The sequence below is a fragment of the Paenibacillus sp. GCM10012306 genome (genome assembly GCF_042649265.1).
GTDB lineage: Bacteria > Bacillota > Bacilli > Paenibacillales > Paenibacillaceae > Paenibacillus_AQ.
The window spans coordinates 94,734-114,943 of record NZ_JBHRYW010000002.1 but is presented as its reverse complement, the minus strand read 5'-3'; the positions used below and the strand labels follow the sequence as shown (position 1 = coordinate 114,943).

At 49.0% G+C, this 20,210-nt stretch carries 13 protein-coding genes; all 13 read right to left on the bottom strand.

Annotation, left to right across the window (positions count from 1 at the left end):
* Window positions 1-45: 45 nt before the first annotated feature.
* The 13 genes from ACFORK_RS04250 to ACFORK_RS04190 all read right to left on the bottom strand — a co-directional run bounded on the left by ACFORK_RS04250 (window position 46) and on the right by ACFORK_RS04190 (window position 20,203).
* Complete coding sequence (locus tag ACFORK_RS04250; RefSeq protein ID WP_379196011.1) at window positions 46-1,845, bottom strand: sensor histidine kinase; 1,800 nt, start codon at window positions 1,843-1,845, stop codon at window positions 46-48.
* Window positions 1,838-3,481: a response regulator gene (locus ACFORK_RS04245; RefSeq protein WP_379196009.1), complete on the bottom strand. Its 1,644-nt coding sequence runs from the start codon at window positions 3,479-3,481 to the stop codon at window positions 1,838-1,840. Before ACFORK_RS04245 ends, ACFORK_RS04250 begins: the two co-directional genes overlap by 8 nt.
* 19 nt (window positions 3,482-3,500) lie before the next feature.
* Window positions 3,501-4,991, bottom strand: a complete 1,491-nt coding sequence (locus ACFORK_RS04240) for an extracellular solute-binding protein (protein WP_379196007.1) — start codon at window positions 4,989-4,991, stop codon at window positions 3,501-3,503.
* Between the two features lie 323 nt (window positions 4,992-5,314).
* Window positions 5,315-6,676: an ABC transporter substrate-binding protein gene (locus ACFORK_RS04235; RefSeq protein ID WP_379196005.1), complete on the bottom strand. Its 1,362-nt coding sequence runs from the start codon at window positions 6,674-6,676 to the stop codon at window positions 5,315-5,317.
* 131 nt (window positions 6,677-6,807) lie between these two features.
* Window positions 6,808-7,785 carry a carbohydrate ABC transporter permease gene (locus ACFORK_RS04230; RefSeq protein WP_379196003.1) on the bottom strand — a complete coding sequence of 326 codons (978 nt, stop codon included), beginning with the start codon at window positions 7,783-7,785 and terminating at the stop codon, window positions 6,808-6,810.
* A complete protein-coding gene (locus ACFORK_RS04225) occupies window positions 7,782-8,678 on the bottom strand; it encodes a carbohydrate ABC transporter permease (protein WP_379196001.1) in 897 nt (298 codons plus the stop codon). The genes ACFORK_RS04230 and ACFORK_RS04225 overlap by 4 nt, the downstream gene beginning before the upstream one ends.
* On the bottom strand, window positions 8,675-10,837 hold the full coding sequence (locus ACFORK_RS04220; protein ID WP_379195999.1) for a DUF5696 domain-containing protein: 2,163 nt from the start codon (window positions 10,835-10,837) through the stop codon (window positions 8,675-8,677). The genes ACFORK_RS04225 and ACFORK_RS04220 overlap by 4 nt, the downstream gene beginning before the upstream one ends.
* Before the next feature lie 55 nt (window positions 10,838-10,892).
* Window positions 10,893-12,908 (bottom strand): YIP1 family protein, encoded by a 2,016-nt coding sequence (locus ACFORK_RS04215; protein ID WP_379195997.1) that lies wholly within the window; start codon window positions 12,906-12,908, stop codon window positions 10,893-10,895.
* Between the two features lie 26 nt (window positions 12,909-12,934).
* Window positions 12,935-13,801 (bottom strand): carbohydrate ABC transporter permease, encoded by an 867-nt coding sequence (locus tag ACFORK_RS04210; protein WP_379195995.1) that lies wholly within the window; start codon window positions 13,799-13,801, stop codon window positions 12,935-12,937.
* 3 nt (window positions 13,802-13,804) lie between these two features.
* On the bottom strand, window positions 13,805-14,785 hold the full coding sequence (locus ACFORK_RS04205) for a carbohydrate ABC transporter permease (protein ID WP_379195992.1): 981 nt from the start codon (window positions 14,783-14,785) through the stop codon (window positions 13,805-13,807).
* Window positions 14,782-17,739: an extracellular solute-binding protein gene (locus ACFORK_RS04200; RefSeq protein ID WP_379195990.1), complete on the bottom strand. Its 2,958-nt coding sequence runs from the start codon at window positions 17,737-17,739 to the stop codon at window positions 14,782-14,784. The genes ACFORK_RS04205 and ACFORK_RS04200 overlap by 4 nt, the downstream gene beginning before the upstream one ends.
* Window positions 17,736-18,857 carry an ABC transporter ATP-binding protein gene (locus ACFORK_RS04195; protein WP_379195988.1) on the bottom strand — a complete coding sequence of 374 codons (1,122 nt, stop codon included), beginning with the start codon at window positions 18,855-18,857 and terminating at the stop codon, window positions 17,736-17,738. The genes ACFORK_RS04200 and ACFORK_RS04195 overlap by 4 nt, the downstream gene beginning before the upstream one ends.
* Window positions 18,858-19,105: 248 nt before the next feature.
* On the bottom strand, window positions 19,106-20,203 hold the full coding sequence (locus ACFORK_RS04190; protein ID WP_379195986.1) for a hypothetical protein: 1,098 nt from the start codon (window positions 20,201-20,203) through the stop codon (window positions 19,106-19,108).
* Window positions 20,204-20,210 lie beyond the last annotated feature (7 nt).

Below are 20,210 nucleotides of genomic sequence, written 5' to 3'. Positions count from 1 at the left end.
ATCGTTAAGTAATAGAATTGCGAAAGACTTAGGGTCATGCTTCCGCTAATCCTCCACATCATCGGTCTTCTCGGTGAAATCGCCGTCCAAAATCGGATGCCTGATCGTAATCCGGGTTCCCTTGCCTTCCCTGGACTCAATCTGCAGCTGATAGTTACTTCCAAAGGTGATCTTGAGACGCTCGTTCACATTGCGCAGTCCAACGCCGGAACCTTTCCCCTTTCGCAGCTCAGAATGATCCTGCTCTAAGTCATCCAGAACGGACTGAGGAATGCCCTTGCCGTTATCCGCAATGCTGATCAATAAATCCTGCCCTTCAATGCGCCCTGACAGCACAACCTTCCCATGTTCGAAGTTGTCACGTATGCTGTGCTGGATGGCATTCTCCACCAGTGGCTGTAAGAGCAAGCGTATAAACTGCAGGTCCAGTAGCCCCTCTTCAAAAAAATACAGCACCCGCAGCGGCATACCGATTCTCGCCTGTTCAATCAGGACATAGGCCTTGACCTGCTCAATCTCTCGCCCAACGGTTGTAATGTCCTTACCCTGATTCAGGCTGAGCCGCAGCAAATTGCCAAGCGCAGATACCATTTCACTGATATCGCTCTGACCGTGCTTCTCCGCCTTCCAGCGGATAGAGTCCAGTGTATTATAGAGAAAATGAGGATTGATCTGGTGACTAAGCACCTGGAACTCCAGCTCCTTCTTCACGCGTTCAGATCGGGCGGATTGCTGGACCAGCTCCTCAATCGTGCGCACAATGCTGTGGAACCCGCGGAACAGCCAGCCGATTTCATCCTTCCGCTCCTGATGAGGAATATCCATATTGAATTCCCCTTCCTCCAGCCGCCGCATTAACCGTACAAGCCTCAGAACCGGCTGGCTGAAGTTCCAGGTAATATAAACCAGCACCCAGACGGAACAAATCAAATACGCAATCAGGAAAAAGAGCAGCAGCCGATTCAGCTTCGTTACAGGCTCCGTTAACTCCCGCATTGGCGTTAGACTGATGATGGTCCAAGGCAAGGTATCCATTTGCACAAAAGCTGCCAATTGCTCGCGATCATGGATGGTATAGGTATCGACTCCCTCACTATACAGTTTGCGCTGCTCCAGCAGCTTGGGAGAAGGAAGCTGCTCACCGGTCCACTCATTGCTGGCAGAATCAAAAATCACTTGTCCGTCCTCATTGATAATCAGAAACTTCTGTCCGTTCAATCGCTTCGTTGGAATAAAGAAACGATTGAAGTAGATATCTGCAAGGTCAACTGTTACGATGCCGCGCGGTGTTCGATTGTGCAAGCTGGTAAATGTTTTTATGTATAGAAGTAGCGGGCTGCGTCCTGGACCTTTGTTCATCGATAAATGCCAAAAGGGCACCGAACTGCTTGAAGCACGATGAAACCAGTTCTCCGTGCGGATCGTGGCGTCCTCCCCGAGCGCTCTCATATACGTGGGATATCGTTCAGGATGCAGCGGAAAAACACGAAGCCGCAGCGCATCAAGATGCTGTCCTTTCTGGTGAACAATGCTAAGCAGTTCTATGGAAATCGTCTGCTCCTCTTCTACACTTTGCGGCGGCTGCTCCAGTAGCCTTTGCAACTCCCGATCCCCGATTAAATTATTGATCTGATCGTTCAAATGATTCAAATAGGTCTTCACATTCATCTCGGCCTGTTCAAGATAACTCATCGAGAAAGCCGCATTTGCTTGTTTGATCCCTTCGACAGATTTCGTATATGCATATCCGGAGAAGAGTATGAATGGAACAATCGTCATCGCAAAGAAGATCAGGATGATCCGATTCCGCAGGGAAGAGGTTAAACTCAGCAAGTTTCTAATCATCCACTATGCCTCTCATCCGCCGATATTCCTTAGGCGTAATCCCGACATGCTTTTTGAACAGCTTTGAGAAATGAACCGGGTCCTTATAGCCTACAAGATAAGAGATTTGATAGATTTTATGCATGCTCTGTCCCAGCATCTCTTTGGCCTTGCAGATCCGAACCTCGGTTAACTCCTCTAGGAAGGTTCTCCCCTTCTCTTTTTTGTACAGATTACTTAGCCATACTGGAGTCACATGTACCGCGTTTGCAACGAGCTGAAGCGACAGATTCTCCGCGTAACGGCTACGAATCATGCGCTCCGCCTCCTGTACGATTTGACTTGAAGCGTTTGACATTTTCCGAAAATCGCCAGCGAGTGCCAACAGGCACTGCTTAACCTGTTCCTGCAAAGATTGCAGCGTATCATACTGCTCCAGCCGATCCCACAGCGCAATAGGATCTCTCTCCCATGATCGGTCGGACCAACCTACTGCTGCAGAAGCACGATACACTTCCATCAGCCATGTGAAGATATGCTGCTGTACATCTCTGAGATCACACGAGCCCCAGGATTGAACCATTTCCTCGAAATCGGTGAGTGCCTCGTGAATCTCTTCATCGTTGCCGTACTTCACCAGGTCAATAACAGCTTTAGGCTCCCGGATTGAAGGCTTCTCATAACTCCTTCCCTCCTCTTCCTCACCCTCCTCCATAAACAGCCGGTTGCCTCCCTGCAGGGCTTTCCGCTTCAAATATTCCTCACACCGTGTATACATTTGATGTAGCTGGTGTAGTTCCCGTGCCGGAGGGCTAAGCGCAATACTGGCTTGAACCTTGACGAACTGATTGATTCGCTCCAGACACTTTTCTGCGAGTGATAAGCACCTTTCCGTCGCCTCATCTCCGCTGCAGCCGATAATCGCTATCCAGCGCTCATGGCTATCCTTGAACAGCACAGATGTCGCCCCAATCTCCTCCTCACCGAGCGTCTGGCTGACCACATTACCAATCCCGAACAGGACCAGTTTTTTCTCATCAACGATGCCATGACGATACGTCAGCGCCCGCAGATTATCTACCTCCACAATCATGAGCTGCAGCTGCATCTCTTTCATCCAGCCCAGCTTCAGCGTCTTCAGGCGATGGAATATTCGTGTCTCCCGGTATGGATCATATTCATTCTCCACAATCTCGTGGAGTAGCTCCTCACGTAGCTTAGGCAAAGCAAATAGCATCTGATCGTTGATATGAGCCAGCTTCTTCTGTTCCATTCGCTCCATTGTAATGATCTCAATAGACTTGCGGACCATTTGATCCAGCTCCGTCATACTGATCGGCTTCAATATGTAGTCCATCGCACCTAAATGAAGGGCTTGCTTGGCAAAACTGAAATTGTTATATCCGCTGATCAGGATCGCCTTCCAATGATAATCTTCTATCGCCTGTAGTTGCCGAAGCAAATCCAGCCCCGACACTTTTCGCATCTTGATATCGGTAATGATCAGGTCCGGACGGCATTTCTCAGCCAGACGCAGCGCCTCAGCTCCGTCCTCAGCCAGGGTAACAGAGCTTATTCCATATTCATGCCAAGGCACCTGCTGGCACAGTCCTTCACGTATTTCAAATTCATCATCCACAATCAGCACACTGAACATTCTGCAGCCTCCCCAATGATTAGTGCTTGCGATCGAACAATAAATATTGATCCACTTGACGCTGTACCTCTGCGATTATGGTTTCCAGCCCATTGTCCATCTGTCGCTGCCTATACTTGGCTACCGCGTCGCTTATATTTCCCTCCATGCCAAATTCAATGGATTTTCCGAGTTCTTCATAGAGCTCATCTCTACTTTCAAGCGCCTTACTAATCTTATAGTCGGACAACATTAAGCCGCCAAGTGGTGAATCCACATTTTGAGGGAGCTCAGCAAATGTAGCTTCTTTGCTCCAGAAATCTCCGGGATAAGTCTCGGTTGACCGTAAAAATTGCGGCTTCCAGAACCCCCATTGTCCTCCCCAATCCATATAATTGCTGGTCGAAAAATTCAAATTATCCAGATAACGGACTGTATCTCCTTCTAGCTTATACGTCTTCCCTTCAATTCCATAAATAACAAGATCGAAGAGGGTTCTGTCCGTCTCCAGCATATCAAGAAAGCGCAATGCCAAATCCGGGTTCTCTGAGTTGCGGTTAATCGCAATGACATTGGAGGATGGGCGGCGGTTGACCTGGCGCTTCTCTGGATACAGCAGCGATACTTGTTGCCGATAAGTCGAATCGATGAATCCAGGGTCTGCAGCAAACGCCCACTCATGGGATGTAATCGTAAAGAGCAGCTTCCCGCTCCGCCATTGATTCGCACTATCCTCAAGTCCCAGTATAGAATCGGGGTTAAGAATACCGGCTTGATTCCAACGCCTGCTCATCAACGCGGCCTCCAAATAGAAAGGCTGCTGTTCGATGGCCCTGACCTTCATCTCAGGATCTCCTATGTAACATCCCAGACCATGAAATTCGAGGTCAAGCCATTCATCTCTTACAAAATAAAAAGGTAGCGCTGTCACAAGTGACAGCTTCCTGTCAGGATAAGCTTCCTTAAGCTGATGGAGAAGCGTGTCAACCTCTTCTACCGATTGGATGGAATTCATAGGCGAGGCAATGCCCGCACGTTCTGCCAGATCAGCACGCCACACGGCATACGGGCGTTGATTCATCTTGATCGCCCAGGGCAAGCCAACGATATCACCATCGAGTGTTGTAGACAGAAGCGTTCCATCGCTTTTATACCGTTCATTCAAATGAGGCGCATATTCAGGAAGCAAAGTATTCAGTGGCAAGTATGAACCACGGGCAGCCATCTGCCGGAAAGAAGTCTCTGAGTCAAAGTTCATGTCCCAGCGATCACCTGCTGCAGCCATAGCCAGCAGCTTGCTGGAATAGTCCGTCCAAGGGATGAAGTTCACCGAGAATTTCACATTCAGCCCCTTTGATTTGACATATTGACTGACCTCCCTCCATACTTCATCCGTAGCCGCCTTCTTCTCCCCACCGAAATACATCTTCAGTGTCACTTCAGCCTTCGGATTATTCATCCATTCTTCAGAATCTGCTTGCTCCGGGCTCGAAGTCTTTATTAGGAAACACCCTGCCGGTATTACGATCATCGTCACACATACCAAAGCCAGTATTCTCAATTTCCAAGGACGGATGGACAGCACTATGCTTCCCTTCCTTTCTGGTTGAACTTCTGAATCACCCCTGAATTGTTAACGCTTTCAATAATTACATGCAACTACACTTACATTTATTAACTTATCTTATGTTCCTCCTTTCTGATATAAGGGAATTCAAAACTATCTAGTGCGTTTATAAATTGTTGCCAATAAGAAACGTCCCTTGCCGACTTACACCGGACTAGGGACGTTAATTTTACCATCAACTGTTATACGCTTTCAATAAATCGCCTCATATCTAATCGGGCTTCAAATTACTTCAGGCCTTCACGCAGCTCCAAGGTCTTCTTGTTCCACGTTTCCGTCTCTGGAATAATATCGTTAATATCGCGGTCACCGAAAATAACATCATTCATTATATTGTTCCAGTTGTAATCACTCCAGCCTGGAACAGTCAGGCCTGGCTGAATCTTCGCGTTTTCGCGCGCCAGCTTAACAGCTTCGATGTTTTTGCCTTTCCAAATTTCTGCTTGGTCATAATAAGCGGTCAGTTCATCATCCACAACCGATGCATTTGCCCCTTGATCAATCTTCCACTTCTGGGCTTCCTTAGAGAATTGGAACTCCAGCCACAGGAAGGCTTCTTCCTTATGCTTCGATCCAGCTAGCAGCGACAATGGTCCGTAAATCGTATAACCTGGCTGACTTACCTTACCTTTCGGGAACGGAAGTACATCCCATTCAAAGGTTGCCTTCTCCTTCAGGTTCGGAAGTACCCAGTCTCCGCCAATGGCAAAGCCTGTTTTCCCGTTGATAAATTCTTTGGTTACACTACCGTTAGCTTCGGAATCTGCATTAGACTGCATAGAACCATCCTTCGTAACCAGTTCCTGGAACCATTTGACTTCATTCATAATATCCGGTGTATTCAGTAAGCTTTGGGTCAAATCTTCATTCAAATATTGCAGGTTGGCTGCATACCCGTCAGCAATCGCCTTGGTCGATAGCATCCGCATTTGAATCTCTGCTTGTGTAGTTATCCCGTATTCTCCGGCATTGCTGTCCGTTATCTTCTTGGCAATGTTGCGGAAATCATCATAGGTCCAGTCATTGGCCGGCATATTCACCCCGTGTTTGGCAAGCAGATCCTTGTTCACCAGCACCCACATCGGAACGTCAACCATTGGAATCGCCAACTTCTTGCCGTTGAAGGTCATCGTGTCGAAGAATCCATCAGGGAATTTTGTTGTTTTGAACACGTCACTCTTCTCAATATAAGGGGTAAGATCATCAATGAGACCACTCTGCTCAAAAGAAATCAGGTCGGAATCAATCTCTGTAATGTCAGCGGGAGTGCCTGCCGCCTCCATAGATGCGATAATTTCCATGATCGGCTGAGAGTTAACCGGAATTTGTTCGATCTTAATCCACGGATATTTTTCTTCAAACATTTTATAGAGGTCGTTGTAGCTATCTTTCCAGGAAATGATCTGCAGCGTAACCGGATCATGCTTTTCTTCCACCTTTGGTGTGTTGTTTACAGTGCCTTCCGTCGGGCTCGTGTCAGGTGTATTCGTCGCAGTTTTGGTATTGTTACTACCGCTGCACCCGGATAATACAAGCGACAGCATAAACACAACGGCCAATAACGATGAGGTTACAGTTCTCTTTTTCAAACGCTATTCCTCCCCTAAATTGAGTTAGTATGCTTGCCAACCTGGACGGTTCTACCCGTCAACCCACGTTTGCCGGGCATTCCCCCTCTCCAGAATTTTTAACTTCACTTCATCTGGCTTACCACTTCGGCTTATTCCACAATACCGGTTCTCTCGATACCGGTAATAAACCAACGCTGCAAGAACATGAAGATAAGCATTGGCGGAAAAATAATCAGGAAAGCGGCAGCCATCTTCGTCCCTTCTGTCACCGGATTGCTAATATTGTTCTTATTTCCGAGCAGCGAAGGATTCAGGACGTTCTCCAGATTGTCAAGGCGAATCGACAATGGTGTGAAGCCCTTTGCCAGAAACATAGACGGCTCGTAATACATGTTCCAGTACCAGATGAAAGAGAAGAGAAAAACAACTAGACAAGCTGAACGTGCCAGCGGAAGCATAATCCGGACGTATAACCGGACAACAGACGCTCCATCCAGCTTCGCCGCTTCCTCCAGACTGGGCGGCTGCGCCCGGAAGAATTGCCGGAAGATTAAGATGAACAATGCTCCCTTGAGACCTTGGCCGAAGATAGCCGGGACAAGAAAGACAAACATCGTATTGAGCAAGCCTAATTTACTGAAGATAACGTATAGCGGAATGATCACCACTTGTGGTGGAATCAGGAAGGTCAGCAGCACCATCGCCGTGATAAAACCTTTGAATGGTACATTCAGCCTTGCCAGTGCATAGCCGGTCATCGAGCACACCAGCACCTGAGCAATCGAGCAGGTTAGGGCAATCGTGGCTGTATTAAACAATGCTTGTGGGTATTGCAGACCCTCGATAGCTTTGGTCATGTTCTCCCACGTTATTTCCCTGGGAATCCACTTCACGGCGGGATCAAGCAGATCGCTAACGGTCATGAACATGGTGCTGATCATATGCAATAGCGGCTGTAGATACAGATACGCCACGATGGACAACAGCATATAAATTATTAATTTGGCGATCAATCCGTCTGACAGGCTCCTGCCCAGCATGACCATCTTGAATCGCTGACTGTTCCGACTCCACATTACTCCCTTGATTCGCTGCTGAAGTCCCCGTATTCTAACAGGATCACTCATGACCTTCTCCCCCTCTGTCGCAAACTCCGGTTGAACAATGCCAGCACGATACCGATCAATACAAAGATGAAGGCGAAATAAATCCAGGCCAGTGCACTGGCATAGCCGTAACCGGTATTTACTTTGAACATATTGTCCCTGATATGCCCCAGCACCGGATTCAACGGGAATGTGAACAGATCGATAATCGTGTACAACATATTTAGACTGATAAATGGCATGCTAGACGGCAGGGTAATCTTCCAGAAGCTGTCCCACGGTGATGCTCCGTCTATTCTCACGGCTTCATAGATAGAGGGTGATATGGTCTGAAAACCGGCGATAAAAATTAATATTTGTACACCGGAATACCATAGAATCAGGACGATACGTCCCAGAACCTCCATCACGGTTAGGGCTAATTCCCCTCCGACATATTGGCGAACAAGCGGCTCCAGATTGTACTGCCCAAGAAACGGAATGTCGCCTGCTCCCTGTGTAAACAACTCGGATAACACCTGACCTGTAGCAAAAATTACGGGCAGGAAGAACAACGCTCGAAAGAGAAATCTTCCTGGAAACTGCTGATTGAGCAGCAATGCGATAAGCAGGGCGAAGATCACAATGATCGGCACCATGAGCAGCATTTCCTGGAAATAGGTAATCATCTCGATCGGGAACACGCTATCCTTCAAAAAGGCATCCCGGTAGTTCTGAAACCCCAGCCATTTATATTGGAAGCCTCCCGGTACGACAGCTACCTTGTGCAGTGACATAAAAATCGACCAGCCAATCGGAATAGCCACGAATATAAGGAATCCGATAATCCAGGGCAACATGAACAACAGCCCGGTTCCGTAATGCTTCATGTGATAACGGAGTGCTTCTTTTCTATGCGCTGTCAGCTTACTCATTGATGCCCGCCCCCCTTCTCTACCTTGAAGCTTTTCGTGGAGTAATCAACGATAACCCTCGTTCCATCCTCATATACGGTAGCGTACCGCTGATCTGCCAGACGCTCATGAGAGGTGATCTTTTGTGAATACAAGGCGCTTAAGGCATCGAAGTTCTCGTATTCCTTCAGTATTCGATCTTCCCATTTGTCGAAGCTGCTGCTGTACAAGAAGCCCCCTGCCGTATTCTTGAGTTTACGCGAATCATCATGGGTTACAAAGAATGAAGGCAACGCCCCATATTCAATCGCCTTTAGGAACTCCACCTCTTCATCATCGCGCAGATTCCCCTCTTCAAAGGTATAGTTAACGAAGCCGTGGAGTACGATCGGATAGAATGGCACTGTCTCATCAACCATAAAGTCGTAGCTAGACTCTGAGGGCAGGCCGTCAATATAATCGCTTGCTCCCAGCACATAAGCATTGCCCCGGAACACACCGGCTGTTCCTAGCTCCTTGCGCGTATAATTCAAAAGCTCTGTATAGATTTGTTTCGTATACTCTCTGGTACGGATACCTGAAGATTCATAGTCGTTGAGGAGTAGCTCCCCAAGGGCACTGTAGTGCATGCCTTCCACACCGATCTCCTTCAGCTTGCTGATTGTTTGCGCCGCACTTACCGCCGTGTACATCGGCTTAGCAACATACCAGTCTCCATCCACAAACGCCGTTCCGTCGATGCCTCGTATGGCGTCCTGCTTGGGCGAGAAGGAGGATTTGCTGTCAATCCACAAGAAATCTTCGTAGAAGCTGACGCCGACTCCCCTTTCCTTCATTTGCGAGACAAAGGATTTGGCGCCTGCCTCCCCGCCGAGCGCCTCCTCGATAGGGAACCGCTTCTCCATGTTGTAGTCACCCTGATTGGTCCAGCCGAAGTAAATCGTCTGGAGTGACGTAACCCCTCGCTCCTGTAATCGGCGGACAATGTCCTCAGCTTGCGCGAACGTAGTGGCGGCCACATAACGAATCTGTCCGAAAGCCTGCTCATAGTTGCCGCCCATAATCTTCAAATAGAGCGGAACATGTGCGGCAGGATCCAGCTTCTTATCCAAGGAGCCCTTCTCCTGCAAATACTCGCGGTAGGCGACAGCCATGCCGGAATAATTGGCCTGCTGATCATTCAGGAAGCGATATTCGATCTCACGGTCACGATCCAGTTTTTCTTTCTGAACAGCCTTACTCGGTGCAGCCAACCGGCTCATACGGTAGAGATATTCTTCTCTGTAAATCTGGCTGGAGAAGACGTTGAAGAAGGAGGATTTCATGCCCGGCGACAATGCCGTTACGTTAGCCGAGTCTTCGCCTTCTGTCATAATCGCTACAAAAGCATGATCATTCTTCTTGAGTCCGAAAACGGGATATGCGATAGTCTCCCGCCGCTGTCCAGAGCGGGTCCAGTTCCCGGCATTCGTCATTTCGCTGCCGTATACCTGGTGTATATAACCTCTGGACAGCTTCGCATGTGCGGTATCATATCGAATGAGTCCGCCCGGACCATCCGGTACGAACAAGTAGCCGTCATCTTGAGTCGAAGCAGCGCCGAAGTACGGCAGAATATCTAGGGTGAGCAGGGCATTCTCCCCCTCCTCCCGGATTACCTTGGACGGTACTCTTACTTTCAGCCCCGTCTTCGTCAGTTCATACTGCACCGTGAAGCCCAGACCCTTGGAAGGGAAGAAGTAAGAAATCTGCAACCCATCGTCATGACGGATCATCGATGTCTGCATGTCTTTAACCGCATTGCTGAGCGACTCACGAACGGTCTGATCCTTTCCCTTGGTGCGTACATGAGTCACAACAAAAGGTGATTTCAACTGCTCCAGCAATTGACCCTTGACGTTCTCGTGTTTCAGCTCTGCATCACCAGGATTACTGGTCCAGCGATAACCGCTAGCTTTGTCAAGGACCGCAATCTCCGTGGTATTGGGGCGAACATACAAGCCATAGCTGTCGTTCTCGCTAACCAGAGCATAGCCATCTGCTCCCGCCGAAGGTTTCCAAGCCTCGCCCTCGTACAATGCACTCTCGGTAACCTTCGGCATCGTCATGCCAGTTTTGTCGAAGTTGGCTTCTGTCGTCAATTCCCAGGGCCGTAAGAAGAACAGAACCAAAAGTCCCAATACGACTACGGCAACAGCAACCCACCTGATCTTGAGGAATAGTGTTTTCGCTAGTTTAATGATAGAAGTTCACCTCTTTGTACAGCTCATAGAAAAAGTCGTAGAGATTATACGACAATCCGAAAACGATAAAACCAAACAACCAGATGGTAACGATAGCAAAGACGGATATCGACGAGTTTTTGAACGTCTCCAAAAAGTCGAAATTATGAATGACCTGGGTCATGACAAAGAACATGGCCAACATCCATAGCGTCATCAAGGTGTTAAGCGAATGAACCAATACTGCCTCATCAAGGGAGGCCAGATTGGACAAAATCAGGACTGGAACAGTGATGAATAAATACGGTGACATGGCATACACACTGCCTTGAACAACCTCTCTAAACTTGCCCTCACCATCCTTGATGCTGCAAACCAGATAGTTAGCAATAATCCAGGTTACCCAAGGAACAATGAAGAAGGCCAATTCTCTGAGCGCATTCACGTTCCTAAGCTCAACGGGATTGAACAGGAAACCGGTCCAGTATATCCTGGCGATCTTAGCGGCAATGACAGACAAGAGCAGAGATATAGTAACCCATGGCGCAATTCTGGCCTCCTTGATCCGATAGAACCCCTCGTAAGGATGGATCATCACATAGCCGAAGTTTCTGATGTCCTGCAGTGGCTGCTTCCAGGAGGAAGGCGTAGGGTACTTGCGGCGAAGCACTCTCAGTCCCCGAACGCCAAAGTGCAGCAGCAAGAGTCCGCTAATGATTCCAATGACCAGCATCACAAAATGTTGTTGCAGCCACTCAAGGCGGATTTGCCAGAATGCTTTGGAGTAACCTTCCGTATCAAAGGCCACCTTCATGAATTTGAGTGCATCTGCGTGATCATTTTCATGCAAGTACACCTTTCCAAGCCCTTGAAAGCTGCCATTGTACATGTCATTGCGGGCGTAAACCGACTCCCAATAAGGCTTACTGGCTTCGTATTTGCCACCTGCGTACAAGGCCAGCGCCTGCAGCACATCCTTGCCAAATTCGGTGCGGACGTACTTATGAACCATGTTCGTGCCGCTGTCCGAGATCCAAACAGTGTTCTTGGAATCTACAGCAATGCCGGTAGGATACCCGATGACACCGTATTGCTGTGTCTCCTTATCGATGAATCCAAATGCAAATAGCACGTCTCCCGTATGGTCGTAAAGGTTAATTCGCATCGAATCAAGATCGATATTATACAGAAAGCCCTCCTGCCCAATCGCTACATCAACGATTCCGTGGCCATTGTACATCGTTTTGTTCTTGAAACCGTCCACACCGCCTGCGTTCAGCTTGCGGATGGCTCCTTTACCTTCCCCGCCGGCTGTAGCCGTATAGATGAAACCATCAGCATCCATGGCTACGTTCGTTATTGGTTTAGGAAGCGATGGCTTCTCTTGGGCAAGCTGCTCTTTGTTCAGGACTAGCTGCTTCAGCCGACTAAGCATGGTTTGGTCGGCCTTATTAGCACCGAAGTAACCCATGAACTCTCCTTCCGGGCTTAATCTGACCAGCCCCTGATAGGAGGAGTTAAGCTGGATATACATCACTCCGCGTCGATCGACTACCAGCTTGACAGGCACGAAATGATCCGATCCAAGAAGTTGAGTGTCCGGCTTCTTATATTCCCGCTGATAAGTGCCCTCGGAATTAAACACAGCGATTCGCTGATTGCCGGAGTCGGCGACATAGACATCCCCGTCCGCTGTCACGAAGACACCTTCGGGTGCCGCCAGCTTTCCAATTCCTTCGTCGGCTCCAATCGTTCTTTGTACCTTTCCGTCATTATTCAGCACGATGACCCGTTCCAGTTCCTTATCCACCACGTATACCTCATCGTTGGGGGCCACCGTAATATCTACCGGATCTCCCAGCTCAATCGTAAGCATTTCCGCAGGCCGGTAGATCGGCTGAATTCGGAACCAGGACGACTGATTACTGTCATAATAGGCCGTGATATACGGGAGCCGTGCCGAAGCAGTGGACGGAAGCAATGAAATGAACACCAAAACTAACAGTGGTATGGATAGCCATTTTTTCATGATTCCGACTTCCTTTGCTGATGACATCATTTAATACCGGAGTGGACCATCGTCTCGAGCACTTTGCGCTGAAAGAGCAGGAAGATGATCAGATTTGGTATAAAAATAAGCAGTCCGGCTGCAGCCGCCATGTTCTGTCCCGCTACGCTATTCTGCAGGCCGCTTAACAAGCTGTTAACATAGAATGGCAGCGTTCGCATCGCTTCCTTCTGCATGAACAAGGTCGATGTTTCCACATCTCCCCACACGGTCTGAAAGGTCAAGATCGAAATGGTGGCAATCGCCGGGACAGATAGCGGCAGCACGATGCGCGTGAAGATCCCGAGGTGACTTGCCCCATCGATCCGGGCGGCTTCCATCAAATCGTTCGGGATCTGAGAAATAAAACCGACCAGCATAAACACGGCAACAGGTGAGGCCAGCGAAGGCAGAATATGCCCGAAATACGTATTGTTTAGCCCGAGTCCATTGATGATGAGGTAGCGCGGGATCGACACCGTCTCCGGAGCAAACATTAGAGACAGCGTGATCAAAGATAGAATCAGTCCCTTGAAGTGGAATTTGTACTTCGCCAGTACATAAGCCGCCATCGTGCTGACAACAATGACGCTGAACAACGTCAGCGATACTACGAGCAAGCTGTTGAACAAATAGCGTGTGAAGGGTACGGTTGCATTAGATGCGTGCAGCAGTAGCACTTCAAAATTGTGAATCGTAGGATGCTGAACTAAAAATCGTGGCGGGAACAGAAACAGCTCATTTTTCGGCTTAAAGGCATGGCTGAATATGAAAATGATAGGCAGTGACATAAAGGCTGCCAATGCCGTGAAAACCGTAACCAGCACTACCTGAAAAGGCGAGACTTGGCGGAGCTTGCGCAGTCTTGCGATCATAGTCTACTGCTCCCCTTTCGAGTTAAACAGACGATAAGCAAACCGCATGACAAAATAACTGATGAGCAGCAGCATGACTGATACAGCCGAGGCATAGCCAAGCTCAAATCGGATAAAGGCATAGTCATCCACATGATTAATAATCAAATGGCCCGAGTATTGCGGGGTAATCGCAAGTCCGGTCAATTGAGTGGAGATCGCTCCAGCCTTTAACGTGGATACGATGGTCATGACGGCACTGAACAGCATTTGCGGCTTCATAGACGGGATCGTAATATAGAACACTTCCTGAAGACGGCTGGAAATCCCGTCAATCCGTCCGGCTTCATACAGCTCGCGATTCACCGTCTGCAGGCCAGCCAGCATCGCCAGAAAACCTACACTGAAGCTCATCCACAGCGATACAAGAATCATGACTTTCAGCAAATATTTCGGGTTCTGCAGCCAGGTAATTGGCGCATCCGCCCAGCCCATCTGCAGTAGGAAGTTATTGAGGTAACCGACCCGGTCCCCACTGAAAGCAGCAATCCACACAACGGATAATGCCACTCCACCAGCCATCGACGGTGCGTAGAATACCAGCGTATAGTAATCCCGCACACGCAGTGGAAGCTGATGAATCAGCCAGGCGAACAGAAAGGACAACAGATAGCCCCCTGGCCCCACAATTAAAGCGAACAAGAACGTATTAGGCAGCGCCTTGGTCAAAAACACAATATCCTGTGTAAACAAGGAAATGTAGTTATCAAATCCGATGAAGTGCGGCTTGCCGAATCCGTCATAGGAAGTGAATCCCAGTGTGGCTGCCATGATAACCGGGATCACGATAAAGATCAGGAAACTGATCAGAAACGGCGCCAGGAATAGATAGCAGAATGCATCTTTCCGAAGTTGCTTCACGAATCTTCTCCATCGGAGTAGTACCGGAGAGGGCGGCTTTGCCGCCCCCGGTGCTGGTATGGCTGGAACAACCTCTGTCTTCACGGTTTCGTATCCTCCCATTCAAAAGGCTTCGTGATCTGCGGAATATGCAGGTCTGTGCCAGTGATCCCGAAGTTCCGCTGTCTTCGCTCCATCTCGCGCTGCAGCGACAAGCTCGCCTCCTCTAATGACTCGTCGGCAGGAACTCCGTCAAACACCGTCTTGTTCCAGGCGAAATCCATTTCCCGGGCCAGGAAGTAGTAACCAGGAACATTGGGCATATTCTTGGCCCAGCGCGTTTGCTCCCGAATCGCCTTCAAATCCTCAGACGGCCAGGAATGCGCTTTCATAGCATTCACATTGGCGGTGTTCCAGCGATATTCAATGCCATAATACGATTCCATATCAGCAGCGTATCTCCGCTGTACTTCATCTGAGGTCCACCATTTCAGGAAGTCCCAAGCAGCATCCTTCTTATCGCTTTTCTCCATGATCATCCCTGCGGTTAGCGCTTGAGGAGACCAACGGGCCACCTCACCATTCGGCTGAGCAATGCCTGGTAGCGGGGCTACCTTCCAGTGCCCTGTTATTTCCGGAGCAGCCACCTGCAGTTGAACATACGTATTGAAGTCCGAGATGCCAATCGGAATGTCACCATCCCGGAAGTGCTGGAAGAAAGCCGGGATATCGATCGGCATATTGTATTTGGTGAACATTTCTGTCCACAGCTTGAACGCTTTCTGCCCCTCATCGCTGAACAGATTAGACTTTTGTCCGCTGCTGGTATAAGGTTCAGCACCATTTTGCAGGAACAGCGTCGAGAAATCAGCTTTAGGGAAATTCATCATCATCCCGTTTTCCTGAAGCGTAGGCAGAATATCAAATACATCCTCCCATGTATCCGGCACCTTCAGCTTCAGACTTTCCAAGATATCGGAACGGTAGAATAATAACTGGAAGTTCTGTACTTCTGGAAGTCCATAGGTCCCCCCGTTATAATTCATCGCCCGCGAGACACCGGGAATAAAGCGTTGCATCACGTTCTCAAAGTCCGGATATTTCGACAGATCCTCTACCGCATGCCGCATCGCATAATCTGCTGGCAATGCCTCAGCGACACCTAAAGCTACATCGGGAACCTCACCTGCGGCATTTCCTAGAATCAGCATATTAGGATTAGGCATGAGGTTGATGTTCACTTCAATACCGGTATTTGGTGTGAAGTCCTGACTAACCAATTCTCGAAGCTGGTCGACATAGTCCCGTCCGCGGCCCACCCAGATGGTCAGCGATTTAGCATCCTGTTTGCCGTCCTGATCATAGTTCAAGTAAAAGGAACGGGCAAAATCCATGACTGTATAAGGCACACGGGATAGCATTGTAGGCTCCTTGAGTCCTGTCTTCGTATCCGGCGTCCGCAGCACAATGTAATCTAGAAGTAATGGCTGCTGGGTCAGTGTCGTCAGCCAGGTACCGATATTAGCCTGGATCGTTGAGAAATCGTTAACCCGGCTAGGGATTTCATTCACATCCTGCAGCATATTGTCCAGAATAGAGATGGAAGATTTTAAGGACTGTGACAAATCCGAATCGCGCTCATTTACAAAGTTGGTGTATTCGCGAATCTCAGACAGCCGGTCTGTAATGGCCTGAAGCTTCTTCTCTACGTCAGGATCATATTTTTTCATTTCCCAGGTTCGAGTAGAATCCACGTTGGCATCGGCTGCCTTTTTACTGTAGTTGCCCGTTATCAAACGGATATGACGATCGAATTCGGCAATCTGCTTCAGCGTATCCCTCAGGGCCATCAAGATCGGCTGCATCTTGGAGGAGTCCGCCACCAAGCGCATCGTGTGCTTACCCTGGGTTAGATAGAATCTATAAGGCTCCCCTTGCTTGCCCGCCAGCGAATTAATTTCAAATTCCTTATGTGTGTCGAAAGCATAATGCAGCATTTCCTGAAAGGGGACCTCCCCATCAATCTGAATGGTTCGATAGGCTTTGAAACCAGAACGGTAATTCTGGTAATCTTTGATGTCAATGGCATACCAGCCGTCAGCAGGAGCTTCAAGCTCCCATTCCACCCACTCACCGGTGTTTTTCCAGCGGTTCCCTCCAAGCACGTTATACGTGGTCCGGCCTTTAGGATCTGGAGAAACGTATGGCTCAGACCAGTGATCGGTTTGGATGGATAGACTGGACTTGCGCTGAAACTGCTCGGCCTCCTGAATGCTGTACCAATCTTCCCGTTTACCAGCCTCAGGCTGTGCGGTAACATATTGTTCGTATGTCGGCAGCGGCTTTCTGGACTGGAACGTCATCCCGCTGATAGCGACCCCACCCCGCTCTCCTACGAGTCGCAGGTTGTGTTCTCCTGCGTCCAGATAGTATAGTAGCGGCCTCGAAGAGGCTGTATAGTCGCTTACTGCCTTATTGTTCCACCCTGTAAGTTCAACCTGCTGCGGTCTGATCTGCATACCACTCTTATTGCGGTCATAGGGATATTTGGCATCTTTCCACAGCCGTTCCAGTTCAATCCGTTCCGATTCAGCAAAGGGATAGCTACCATCAATCATCACACCGCGAACAACGGAGCTATTGTCACCAGGGAGCGGCTTATAATCGATATGAAGCTCATACCAGCCGGGTTCCTTTACCTGGAAACGCCAATCCACCGAGCCGCGATCATTTTGCCAAGCCAACGCACGTACTCCGTCTTCAGTGATTTCGCTAATGTCAGCATCTGAAGAGACTTCCCCGTAAGTCAGCGCGTTCAGAGAAATCTGCCGCTCCTCCTTGTAGTTCAGTTCCTCTTCAGTCTTATCCTGAATTAGTTGAATATAGGGAGCAGGCCCGCTCCCATGGTCAAAATCCATCATTTGCGCCTCAGTCACCCGATCGGAGAGGACGATCTCCTCCTTGGAGGTTGCCCAGAGGATCAGGCCAACGACGATGGCCGCTGTCACAACCATCCGTACAGCGATTCGGATGGACCGTGGAACATTCTTTAACCTCATGCCTCATCTCTCCCGATGGCCATTTCCGTCGCTTCATCAAAAAAGTGAAGTTTGTTCATCTGCAGGTTCACCGATACTAACTCTCCCTGCGCGAACAGCTCTTCAGGCGCAGTTCTTACGATCAGCCGAATCTTCCCCAGCTCCACGTACACATAAGAATCCGCTCCCGTCTGTTCTGTCATTTGCACTACGCCAGGTATATAATCGTCATCCTTTTCATAACTTCCCCGCTTAATCAATACATGTTCTGGTCTAATGCCGAGAATAATGTTGTGCGTCAGTCCAGCCAAGCGCTGAAAGCGTTGTCCTTGTTCCCCGGAGAGCGGGACACGCATTCTTTTATTAGAGAAATAGTAGTTCCCGTCGCTGACTTCAACCGTTCCGTTCATAAAATTCATCTGCGGAGAACCGATAAATCCGGCAACGAAGACATTGGCCGGTTCATCATACAACTGCCTGGGTGGAGCAACCTGCTGGATAATGCCATCCTTCATAACCACGATTCGTGACCCCATGGTCATCGCCTCAACTTGATCGTGCGTGACATAAACGGTTGTACGCTTCAAATCCTGCTGCAGCTTGATTAATTCCGCCCGCGTCTGCGACCTTAGCTTCGCATCTAGATTGGAGAGCGGCTCATCCATCAGGAATACTTGCGGTTCCCGCGCAATCGCCCGTCCAAGCGCGACCCGCTGCTTCTGCCCGCCCGATAGCTGGCTGGGCTTGCGATCCAGCAGATGCGAGATCTCCAGTATTCCCGCTACCCGCTTGACCCGCGAGTCGATCTCGTGCTTGGCCGTCTTACGCAGCTTCAGTCCCAGTGCGATATTCTCATGTACAGACAGATTAGGGTACAACGCATAATTCTGAAACACCATCGCGATATCCCGATCTTTGGGAGACACATAGTTAATGAATTTCCCGTCCAGATAGAGCTCCCCACTGCTAATTTCCTCAAGTCCAGCCAGCATACGCAGCGTTGTTGACTTCCCGCAACCAGAGGGCCCGACCAATACTAGGAATTCCCCTTCATCAATCGTTAAATGAAAGTCATTTACAGCAGGGCGGGATTCGCCTTTGTAGCTTTTGAAGACATGATTAAAAGAAATGCTTCCCACCTGTTCTCACCTCACGCTTTACTCATCTGCGGTTCATGTGTTTATGATAGCGCATTCATAAAGGAGCAAAAAATGAGGGGAAATTAATTTTTGTTGTGGTTTATTAATGGGTTGGGTTACGAGCTGCCACTAGTAATTTCAGTCCCAGGCTGCCCAAAATCGTTGTTTTTTCTCAAAAAAAACAGCGCGCACCAATTGAATATCGGCACACGCTGCTGGCAGTTCGTATCGCTCTTCTGACAAAGTCATCATCTGTTTGATCTCTTTTGTGTCCTCTTTTTGTTTCCAAGCAGTAGCTTGATGCCCCCGCCAATCAGTACCAGAGCCAGAATGATTGGTTTAAAATAAGCATTGAACCGGTGTTCCAGCCGCCACTGAGGAAAGAGTCCATCCAGGGCCGGAATCGCTAATTCCGCAATGATATAATATAGCCCCATACAAAGCAATAACGCTCCCAGCCAGCCTTGATGATTCATGAAGCCCTCAATGATCGACCGGTCTTCCATATCCTCTCTGCCATAGCGGCTGATTTGCTGCAGAGCATCGAACAGGCTGTAGAACCAGATGACCGGTATCAGGAAGAACAACGCCGACAAGCGGAGCAAGTCCACAACATAGATGCTCCCTAGGAATAGGAGCATTAATTGGAGCCCTCTTTTCTGCAGACCCAAATACATTTGCCCTGCCCCTGGAAACCCGGCCAGCACTGTCGCCAGCACCTTACTTCGGCGTCCACCGTCACGTCCTGCCTCCAAATCCTCGAACAACGTCCGGTCGGACAGAAGTTCTCCCCCCTGCTTCCGGTGGATATGCTGAACAGCATCGAACATGCAGTATAGCCAAATAACCGGTAATACACCGAAGAACAGCAGAAATGCATTACTGGATGTGATTCCGGCCAAAAATAGCAGAATCGTTATGAAGCCGAAGAAGGAAATCAGGAACGAAAGCCCCCGCTTCATCAGGCCCATATGAAAATGTCCCAGCCCGGGAATAAAGGACAGCAGAATAATATGAAAACGTTCATTGTCTTCGCTCTTTACTGGCGGCGTGTATTGCAGCCCCCGGGGCTCATCAAGCGGCAGTGCAATCGGCGGAGTCGGCTCTTTTAACATTTGAATCAGAAGATGAACCATACTTAATAACCATATCACGATAAAGCCCGCGAGCCCGAGCAAGGCTATTTCATCTTTTCTGCTCGCCATTGCCAGTAATATGGACAGGAATAAGCCGCCAAAGCTGACCAGGAAATAGATGATGCCCGAGGTGCGTCTTCCCATATAATAATGACCTGCCCCGGGGAAAATATTGATAAATAAAGCTTTCAGTTTACTTTGCTGCTGCATTATTATC

Bases quoted from the DNA above. Each gene is read 5' to 3' on its own strand.
- ACFORK_RS04250 (WP_379196011.1), bottom strand. From the start codon at position 1,845: ATGATTAGAAACTTGCTGAGTTTAACCTCTTCCCTGCGGAATCGGATC.
- ACFORK_RS04245 (WP_379196009.1), bottom strand. From the start codon at position 3,481: ATGTTCAGTGTGCTGATTGTGGATGATGAATTTGAAATACGTGAAGGA.
- ACFORK_RS04240 (WP_379196007.1), bottom strand. From the start codon at position 4,991: ATGATCGTAATACCGGCAGGGTGTTTCCTAATAAAGACTTCGAGCCCG.
- ACFORK_RS04230 (WP_379196003.1), bottom strand. From the start codon at position 7,785: ATGAGTGATCCTGTTAGAATACGGGGACTTCAGCAGCGAATCAAGGGA.
- ACFORK_RS04225 (WP_379196001.1), bottom strand. From the start codon at position 8,678: ATGAGTAAGCTGACAGCGCATAGAAAAGAAGCACTCCGTTATCACATG.
- ACFORK_RS04215 (WP_379195997.1), bottom strand. From the start codon at position 12,908: ATGAAAAAATGGCTATCCATACCACTGTTAGTTTTGGTGTTCATTTCA.
- ACFORK_RS04210 (WP_379195995.1), bottom strand. From the start codon at position 13,801: ATGATCGCAAGACTGCGCAAGCTCCGCCAAGTCTCGCCTTTTCAGGTA.
- ACFORK_RS04200 (WP_379195990.1), bottom strand. From the start codon at position 17,739: ATGAGGTTAAAGAATGTTCCACGGTCCATCCGAATCGCTGTACGGATG.
- ACFORK_RS04190 (WP_379195986.1), bottom strand. From the start codon at position 20,203: ATGCAGCAGCAAAGTAAACTGAAAGCTTTATTTATCAATATTTTCCCC.